Raw genomic sequence first — 9,098 nt, forward strand, 5'->3', positions numbered from 1 at the left:
ATGCTGTCGAGCATCGCGGAGAACATCTCGAAGGCCTCGCGCTTGTACTCCTGCTTGGGATTCTTCTGGGCGTAGCCGCGCAGATGGATCCCTTGGCGCAGATAGTCCATCGCGGCGAGATGGTCCTTCCAGTGGGTGTCCAGGGTCTGGAGCATGACCGCCGTCTCGATCTGGCGCATGGTCGGCGAGCCGACGAGCTGCTCGCGTTCGGCGTAGGCCGAGGCCAGGGTGTCGTGGATCCGCGCGCGCAGCGTCTCTTCGTGAAGCGAGTCGTCCTCGTCGAGCCAGGTGCGGATCGGCCAATCACCGCCGAAATGCTCGTTCAGCGCGACGCTTAGCCCTTCCACGTCCCACTGCTCTTCGAGACTCTCGGGCGGGACATAGGTGTTGATCAGACGCGTCAGGGCATCGTCGCGCATCGCGGTGACGGTATCGGAGACATCCACGCTGTCCATCAGCTCGCGGCGTTGACGATAGATGACCTTGCGCTGATCGTTGGCGACGTCGTCGTACTCGAGCAGCTGTTTGCGGATGTCGAAGTTGCGTCCCTCGACCTTGCGCTGGGCGTTCTCGATCGCCTTCGTCACCCAGGGGTGCTCGATCGCCTCGCCCTTCTGCATGCCGAGCTTCTGCATCATCTTGCCGACGCGGTCGGAGGCGAAGATGCGCATCAGGTTGTCTTCAAGCGACAGATAAAAGCGCGAGGAGCCCGGATCGCCTTGGCGGCCGGAGCGACCGCGCAACTGGTTGTCGATGCGACGGGATTCGTGCCGCTCGGTGCCCACCACATGCAGACCGCCGGCGGCCACCACTTGAGCGTGGCGCTCCTTCCAGGCGGCGCGGATGGCGTCGCGATCCGCGTCCGGGCCGGCGTCCTCGAGCTCGGCCTCCAGATTGCCGCCGAGCACGATGTCGGTCCCGCGACCCGCCATGTTGGTGGCGATGGTGACGGCGCCCGGACGGCCGGCCTGGGCGATGATCCCGGCCTCGCGTTCGTGCTGCTTGGCGTTCAGGACCTCGTGCGGGATCTTCTGCTCGACGAGCAGTCGGTCGATCAGCTCCGAGGTCTCGATCGAGGCGGTACCCACCAGGGCAGGCTGACCGCGGGCGATGCAGTCGCGGATATCCTCGACGATGGCCTGGTACTTCTCTTCCTGGGTCAGATAGACGAGGTCGCCCCGATCCTCGCGGACCATGGGCTGATTGGTCGGGATGACCACGACCTCAAGACCGTAGATCTGCTGGAACTCGTAGGCCTCGGTATCCGCCGTGCCGGTCATGCCCGAGAGCTTCGGATAGAGCCGGAACAGGTTCTGGAAGGTGATCGAGGCCATCGTCTGGTTTTCGGGCTGGATCGCGACCCCTTCCTTGGCCTCGACCGCCTGATGCAGACCCTCCGACCAGCGTCGACCCGGCATGGTGCGGCCGGTGAACTCGTCGACGATGATGATCTGACCGTCGCGCACGATGTACTCGACATTCTTCTGAAACAACGCGTGCGCACGCAGCGCTGCGTAGACGTGGTGCATCAGGGCGATGTTGGCCGGATCGTAGAGACCGCCTTCCTCGGCGAGGAGTCCGATCTCCACGAGCATCTGCTCGACGTGCTCGTGACCCTCCTCGCTCAGATAGACCTGCCGTGCCTTCTCGTCGACCGAATAATCACCGGGACCGAAGTCGGGCTGCCCCTCTTCGTTGGTGATAGGGGCCTGACGGGTCAGACGCGGGATGATCTTGTCGATCTGCTTGTAGAGATCCGTGCTCCCCTCGGACGGACCCGAGATGATGAGCGGGGTGCGCGCCTCGTCGATGAGGATGGAGTCGACCTCGTCGACGATCGCGTAGAAGGGGTCGCGCTGCACGCGCTGCTCGGCCACGAAGGCCATGTTGTCGCGCAGATAGTCGAACCCGAACTCGTTGTTGGTGCCGTAGGTGATATCGGCGGCATAGGTCTCCTTGCGGGAGACCGGGCGCATGTGGCGGTAACCTTGACCGACCGGCGGCTCGTAACTCAGGTCGAAGAGGTAGGACGCGGAGTCCGGACCCGTGCCGCCCGAGGAGTTGATGACGCCGGTGGACAGACCGAGGAAATGGTAGATCTGCCCCATCCAGGCGGCGTCGCGCCGCGCCAGATAGTCGTTGACGGTGACGACGTGGACGCCTTTGCCGGGGAGCGCATTGAGGTAGGCCGAGAGGGTCGCGACCAGGGTCTTGCCCTCGCCGGTGCGCATCTCGGCGATCTTGCCGTCGTTGAGCACCATGCCGCCGACCATCTGGACGTCGAAGTGGCGCAGGCCGAGCGTTCGCTTGGATGCCTCGCGCACGACCGCGAATGCCTCGGGGATCAAGCTGTCGAGATCGGCACCCGCGGCAAGTCGCTCGCGAAACTCAGTCGTCTTCGCGGCCAAGGCCTGATCGGAGAGTGGCTCGAGCTCGGGCTCGAGGGCGTTGATCCGTGCGACGGACTTGAGCAGTGTCTTGACGAGCCGGTCATTCCGGCTGCCGAAGACCTTCTTGAACAGATGCTTGACCATCGGATACGTTTGAGACCTGTCGGGAAAATCCCGGCATGATACCGGAATTCAACGACAACCGCAGGTGCCGTCGGAGGGGCGCCCGGGGTCGGGGTCTGCGATACGCGCCCGGGCAAACCACCGGCAGAGTCACGCCCCCGACCGCTAGAGCGGCACCCGAGCCCTAACCGGGTTGATCCTCGGACGCGCTGGCCAGAACGGGCGTAGGCTGTCGATCGATATATCGGAAAGGATCGACCGCCTTGCCGTCCTTGATCACCTCGAAATGGACATGCGGACCGGTCGCGGTCCCGGAGGATCCGACCGTCGCGATCTTCTGTCCCTGCCGAACCATCTGGCCCTCTTTGACCAGATTGTCCTGGTTGTGGGCATAGCGCGTAACCAGCCCGTTGACATGCCGGATGTCCACCGTGCGCCCGTATCCGCCCTTGCGACCGCTAAAGGTCACGACACCGTCGGCGACCGCCACGATCGCGGTACCGCGAGGACTGGCGAAGTCGACACCCTCGTGAAAGAGGCGCCTTTTCTTGATGGGATGCACCCGAAAACCGAATCTCGAGGTGACGTAACCGGCGCGAACCGGCCAACCGGAGGGCATCGCCTGCGCGGTGAGGTCCTTATCCATGATGACATCTTCGAGAACCTCGAGCTTGCGCTTGCGATCCTGCACCAGGCTGACCATGCCGCCGAGCTCGCTGGCGATCTCGCGGATCGTGAAGTCACGGGCAGGACCTTCCTCGGCACCGCCACGCGGCGGCGGATCCGTAAAATCGAACTCTTCGGGATTCAGTCCGGACATGTGCACCAGACGCTCGCCGAGCGCGTTGAGCCTGAGCAGCTCGGCTTGCATCTCCCCGACACGCGAGGCGATCACGTCGAGATCTTCGTTGTCAGCTGGGACGGACGAGGGGGTGAGACTTGCGGGCGAGGAGCGGGGAACGAGGGACGGCTGAGCGCGACTGTCGACAATTGGCGTCATGTTTTGGTAGTGCCCGATCCAGAATCCTAATCCTCCACCGGCCAAGGTAAACAAGATAACGGCCAAGAGCGCTATAACGGCCTGTCCGCGAGCGGTTTTTCGTCGATCGAGGTGGTGCATCGTTTTTACTCTACTGTGGTCTCTAATCTGATGAGCGCTGGGCATATGATTCGATTGTCGCCACAATCGTGCCTCAGGTCGATTCGTTTTTCGCCGCAAGCAAACATCGAGACGCCGTTTGCCCAGGCCTTGCGCATGTCGAGGTAGACCTCCGATGCTTCGTCCGGGACTGGCCCACGTCCGTGAGCTGCTTCAGTCCAACCGATTGATTCGCCGTCATCTTGAGCACCGCGACCGAGAGCTGGCGCTGCTCGGCATGGTCTTGAGCCGGTTGCCCGATCCGCTGCGTGCGCATTGTGGCGACGCCGTGCTTGCCGATGGTGTCCTGACGCTTTTTCTGGATTCGCCGGCCTGGGTCACCCGCGCACGCTTCCTGATCGAGGAGCTGACCCGAGCCCTCGAGCGCGAAGGCGTCGCAAAGGTGATCACGCAGGTCCGCGTCCGCGCACAGGACGACGGGGCGGATGCCCTCGGGGTGAAACCGCGGGGGGCGGTCGAGGGGCAACCGATCGGCGGCAACCGACTGACCGATCGGACGCGTGCGCATCTGCTCGGCGCGGCGGATGGGATGTCGGATCCGGTGCTGGCCGAGATCTTTCGACGTTTCGCAAAAAACCATACCCCGCCCGCCATGACGACGGTCGGGGCTGGGGAGGATGAATCGCCGGGATCGCGCGGGGCAAGGAAGACGCCCGCTCCGAAGTCGGCCTAGGCCAACGCCACCGGGTGTGCATAGCAGATCGGGGACTCGGCGGAGTCTTCGAACACCACCTCTTCCCACGCACTGACGTCGGCCACCAACGCCCGCAACAGGTTGTTGTTGAGCGCGTGCCCTGACTTGTGGGCCTGGAAGGATCCGATCAGGGTGTGCCCCAAAAGATAGAGGTCGCCGATCGCATCCAGGATCTTGTGCTTCACGAACTCGTCTTCGTAACGTAAACCTTCCTCGTTGAGGACACGGTATTCGTCGACCACCACGGCGTTGTCGAGACTGCCTCCGAGCGCCAGATTCTGCGATCGCAAGGCCTCGATCTCGCGCAGGAAACCGAAGGTGCGTGCCCGGCTGACCTCTTTGACGAACGAGGAGGTCGAGAAGTCGACGATCGCCCGATTGGAGCGCACGTGGAATGCCGGATGGTCGAAGTCGATCGAGAACTCCACCTTGAATCCGTTGTAAGGAGTGAAACGCGCATATTTGTCGCCGTCGCGCACCTCGACCGGCCGTTTGATCCGGATGAAGCGCTTGGCACGATTCTGCTCTTCCACCCCGGCCGACTGCACCAGGAACACGAAAGGCCCGGCACTGCCGTCCATGATCGGCACCTCCGCGGCGCCGACGTCCACGTAGGCATTGTCGATCCCGAGTCCGGCAAAGGCGGACAGGATGTGCTCGACCGTCGAGACGCGGACATCGCCCTTCACCAAGGTCGTGGACAGGCGGGTATCCCCGACATTGAACGGGGTCGCCTTGATCTCGATAGGCACGTCCAAGTCCACCCGACGGAAGATAATCCCCGTATCGGGAGCCGCGGGCCGCAAGGTCAACGGGATCTTCTCGCCGGTGTGCAGGCCGACACCGGTCGCCCGGATCACATTCTTCAAGGTACGCTGCTTGAGCATCGGTCGAGTTCTCCCATCGCAAGCCATGGCGGCTATCGGCATCCGTTGCCGGCTGATCGACGACCGAGCGTGGCCCGGCAAATCCATGCCGGAGCCACGATCGTTTTCCATTCGTCATGTTGTTTTGCGGCTCGCATGCGAGCCACCTGCCGACAAGCTTAGGGTTTTCCCCGACGTTTATCAAGATCAACAACGAACCATTTTGAAGACGACTGTTTTAGAAGAACTATTCGATACAGGGAAACCCCTGATCAATCGGCTTGGCGGCGCAGGAACGCCGGGATATCGAGATAGTCGAGATCGCTCTCGACCACCGCTTCCGCCACCGCCGTGGCGCCGCCGCGGCGATAGATGGCGGGACGTCCCAGGTCATTGTAGTTGGGCGCGCTCTCGTTGCTGCCCGCGCTGCTGACCAGGTGCATCGCCGCCGCCTCGTGGGCGCCTTGGCGTTTGAGCATGACGCGACGCTCGCCCAGCCCGGTCGCCACGACGGTGACCCGCAGCTCGTCGTCCAGCGCCGGATCGATGACGGTGCCCACTACGACCGTCGCATCGTCGTCGGCGAAATCACGCACCGTGTTGCCGACCTCGTCGAACTCGCCGATGGTCAGGCTCAGTCCGGCGGTGATATTGACCAGGATGCCCTTGGCACCGGCAAGGTCGATATCCTCCAGGAGCGGACTGCGGATGGCGGCCTCGGCCGCCTCGCGGGCACGATGTTCGCCGCGCGCGGCACCCGTACCCATCATGGCCACGCCCATCTCGGACATGACGGTCTTCACGTCGGCGAAGTCGACGTTGATCAAGCCCGGACGGGTGATCAGCTCGGCGATGCCTTGGGTGGCATGCAAGAGCACGTCGTTGGCGGCGCTGAAGGCACCGAGCAGGCTCATCTCCTTGCCGAGGACGGCCAGGAGCTTTTCGTTGGGGATGGTGATCAAGGAGTCGACATGCTTGGCCAGCTCGGCAATCCCCTCCTCGGCGATGCGGCGACGCTTGGTCCCCTCGAACGGGAAAGGCTTGGTCACGACCGCAACCGTGAGGATCCCGAGCTCCTTGGCAACCTGCGCCACCACCGGCGCGGCACCGGTACCGGTCCCGCCGCCCATGCCGGCGGTAATGAACACCATGTCTGCGCCTTCCAGTGCCTCTTGGATGCGATCACGGTCCTCCATCGCGGAGTTGCGACCGACCTCGGGGTCTGCACCCGCGCCCAACCCCTTGGTGATGCCGGCGCCGAGCTGAAGGATGGTCTTCACCTGCGAGCTCTTCAGCGCCTGGGCGTCGGTGTTGGCGCAAATGAAGTCGACCCCTTCGATGGTCGCGGCGACCATGTGGTTGACGGCGTTCCCGCCGCCGCCCCCGACGCCGACGACCTTGATGACGGCGTTCTGACTGTGGGTATCCATGAGCTCAAACATGCTGTTGTCTCCTCTCGAATTCGTTTGTTGCACGACCTATGAAACCTCGTACGTGCGCGCCTCTGCGCGAACGCCCCCCCGACACCACCGCGACGCGAGACGCGTCGCGGCCCGAGACCGCAGGCCGCGGCCCCCCGACCGACGGGGCTTGACGCAACACCCCGTCCCGAACCCGCCTTCAACGGGGTTAAAGCCTCCGTGGAAGGCATCCGACCGACTCACACCGCATCGGCCGGAATCCGCACGCCGTTCGGCAACGCCCGAGCACCAAGCAACCATCGCGGGGCGAAGCCGATGCGGCTTCATCAAAAATTGCCCTGGAACCAGCTGCGCATCCGCGACCAAGCCCCCCGCAAACCGGCGGAATCCCCGATCTCCGGACGCCGCGAGAAACGGTGTTGACGCGCGTACATCAGCAGGCCCACCCCGGTCGAATAGATCGGATTGTTCACCACCTCGTCCATCCCGATCACGTACTGCGGCACACCCAGACGCACCGGCATGTGAAAGACCTCCTCGGCCAGCTCGATCAGACCGTCCATCTTCGAGCTACCGCCGGTCAACACCACGCCGCCCGCGACCAGGTCCTCGAAACCGCTGCGGCGCAGCTCGTTGTGGAGTAGGGTCAGCAGCTCTTCGTAGCGCGGCTCGACCACCTCGGCCAGGGTCTGGCGCGACAGCCTGCGCGGCGGGCGATCGCCGATGCTCGGCACCTCGATGGACTCGCTGTTGGCCGCCAGCTGCGCTAGGGCGCAGGCATGCTTGACCTTGATCAGCTCGGCATGCTGCGTCGGCGTACGCAGCGCGACCGCGATGTCGTTGGTCACCTGATCGCCAGCGATCGGGATGACCGCGGTGTGGCGAATCGCCCCGTCGGTGAAGACGGCGAGATCCGTCGTGCCGCCGCCGATGTCGACGACACAGACGCCGAGCTCCTTCTCGTCGTCGCCGAGCACCGAGTAGCTCGAGCTGAGCTGCGCGAGCACCAGATCGTCGACCTCGAGCCCGCAGCGCCGGATGCACTTGATGATGTTCTGGGCGGCGCTGACCGCGCCCGTGACCATGTGCACGCGGGCTTCGAGGCGGACGCCGCACATCCCGATCGGCTCGCGGATGCCCTCCTGGTCGTCGATGATGAATTCCTGCGGCAGGATGTGCAGGATCTTCTGATCGGCCGGAATCGCCACGGCGCGTGCCGCATCGATGACCCGATCGACATCGGCCTGGGTGACCTCGACCTCCTTGATGGCGGTGATGCCGTGCGAGTTGAGGCTGCGCACATGGCTGCCGGCGATCCCGGCATGCACCGAGTGAATCTCGCAGCCGGCCATCAGCTCGGCCTCCTCGACCGCGCGCTGAATCGACTGGACGGTCGACTCGATGTCGACGACCACGCCCTTCTTCAGACCCCGCGAGGGGTGTGTGCCGATACCGATGATCTCGATCTGGTTGTCGTCCTTGAGCTCGCCGACCAGCGCGGCGACCTTCGAGGTCCCGATATCCAGGCCCACCAATAGATTCTTGTCGTTACGTCTCGACATCCGGTCTTATCCTCGTTTGCCGAATCGCGTGGGGCGATCCGTTGTCGCGCGAGCCTGCGGCTCGGCGTTCGCTGCCCATTTCACGGCGAAACCGTTGCTGTAGCGCAGGTCCACCACCAGCGGCTGACCGGCCGCCTCCAATTGCGTCGCGCTAGCGATATAGCGCGCAAGCCGTTGATCGACGCCTTCCGTGCCGAGATACAACTCGACCCCCATGACCAGCTCGACACGCCAAGCCCCGCGCGGGTCGACCGAAAGGGTCTGGATTAGATGACCGATCAACATCAGATCATCGCGCCACTGCGCGTAGCGCTTCACGACCTCGGGCGCACGTCGATCCTCGCCTTCGAGCAGCGGCAGACCCGCCGGGACCGTGCCGGTGCCGGGCCGAAAGACAATGCCCTCGGCGGTCACCAGACCATCGCGATTCCAGCGCGCGATCGGTCGGTGCTCCTCGACCTCGACCTGCAGCCGGTCAGGCCAGACCCGTCGCACGGTGGCGCGACCGACCCAGGCCAGATCCTCCGCGGCCTGTTTCAGATCCTTCAGATCCGCCGTCAGGATGCCGCCGCGCAACCGCTCGCTGATGGTCTCCTGCAACAGCCGCGACGAATGGTGATGCAGCTCGCCCTCCACCTCGATGATGCGCACCGGCAGCAGCTGCGGCTCCCAGTGACCGAGCAGCCAGACCCCGCTCGCCATCGCCGAGATCAAAAGGACCCCGACCAGAGCGAGCCAAGGCCCGGAGCGGCGCTCACGCACCTCCACGACCGGGGGGACGATGCGTGCCGGGTCAGCCACGGTCGAGACTCGTCTCCAGGATCCGCACAACCAGGGTGTCGAAGTCCAGCCCCGCCACCCGCGCGGCCATCGGCACCAGGCT

The 9,098-nt window shown here is 64.3% G+C and carries 7 protein-coding genes; 1 reads left to right on the forward strand and 6 read right to left on the reverse strand.

The features are described from left to right. Together secA and VLR48_RS08950 are read right to left on the reverse strand one after the other, a co-directional pair. On the reverse strand, positions 1–2,534 hold a 2,534-nt coding region (gene secA, locus VLR48_RS08945; protein ID WP_325291448.1), incomplete at its 3' end, for a preprotein translocase subunit SecA. Positions 2,535–2,697: 163 nt separating this feature from the next. Then, positions 2,698–3,408, reverse strand: a complete 711-nt coding sequence (locus VLR48_RS08950) for a M23 family metallopeptidase (protein ID WP_325291449.1) — start codon at positions 3,406–3,408, stop codon at positions 2,698–2,700. Positions 3,409–3,787: 379 nt separating this feature from the next. On the opposite strand from VLR48_RS08950, the gene VLR48_RS08955 reads away from it, so the two are divergent. Further along, positions 3,788–4,345 carry a DciA family protein gene (locus VLR48_RS08955; protein WP_325291450.1) on the forward strand — a complete coding sequence of 186 codons (558 nt, stop codon included), beginning with the start codon at positions 3,788–3,790 and terminating at the stop codon, positions 4,343–4,345. Here the strand turns inward: VLR48_RS08955 and lpxC are convergent. The 4 genes from lpxC to VLR48_RS08975 all read right to left on the reverse strand — a co-directional run bounded on the left by lpxC (position 4,342) and on the right by VLR48_RS08975 (position 9,016). Then, the gene (gene lpxC / locus VLR48_RS08960) at positions 4,342–5,253 is read right to left on the reverse strand and encodes a UDP-3-O-acyl-N-acetylglucosamine deacetylase (RefSeq protein ID WP_325291451.1); all 912 of its coding nucleotides are present in this window, start codon (positions 5,251–5,253) and stop codon (positions 4,342–4,344) included. The genes VLR48_RS08955 and lpxC overlap by 4 nt on opposite strands. A gap of 251 nt (positions 5,254–5,504) precedes the next feature. Further along, on the reverse strand, positions 5,505–6,674 hold the full coding sequence (gene ftsZ / locus VLR48_RS08965; protein WP_325291452.1) for a cell division protein FtsZ: 1,170 nt from the start codon (positions 6,672–6,674) through the stop codon (positions 5,505–5,507). Positions 6,675–6,979: 305 nt separating this feature from the next. Next, positions 6,980–8,215 (reverse strand): cell division protein FtsA, encoded by a 1,236-nt coding sequence (ftsA, locus tag VLR48_RS08970; protein ID WP_120796032.1) that lies wholly within the window; start codon positions 8,213–8,215, stop codon positions 6,980–6,982. A gap of 6 nt (positions 8,216–8,221) precedes the next feature. Beyond that, positions 8,222–9,016, reverse strand: a complete 795-nt coding sequence (locus VLR48_RS08975; protein WP_325291453.1) for a cell division protein FtsQ/DivIB — start codon at positions 9,014–9,016, stop codon at positions 8,222–8,224. Positions 9,017–9,098 lie beyond the last annotated feature (82 nt).

Source organism: Thiocapsa sp. (assembly GCF_035467215.1).
Lineage (GTDB): Bacteria > Pseudomonadota > Gammaproteobacteria > Chromatiales > Chromatiaceae > Thiocapsa.

Excerpts from the sequence above, each read along its gene's own strand:
- ftsA (WP_120796032.1), bottom strand. The coding sequence starts at position 8,215 with ATGTCGAGACGTAACGACAAGAATCTATTGGTGGGCCTGGATATCGGG.
- lpxC (WP_325291451.1), bottom strand. The coding sequence starts at position 5,253 with ATGCTCAAGCAGCGTACCTTGAAGAATGTGATCCGGGCGACCGGTGTC.
- VLR48_RS08955 (WP_325291450.1), top strand. The coding sequence starts at position 3,788 with ATGCTTCGTCCGGGACTGGCCCACGTCCGTGAGCTGCTTCAGTCCAAC.
- ftsZ (WP_325291452.1), bottom strand. The coding sequence starts at position 6,674 with ATGTTTGAGCTCATGGATACCCACAGTCAGAACGCCGTCATCAAGGTC.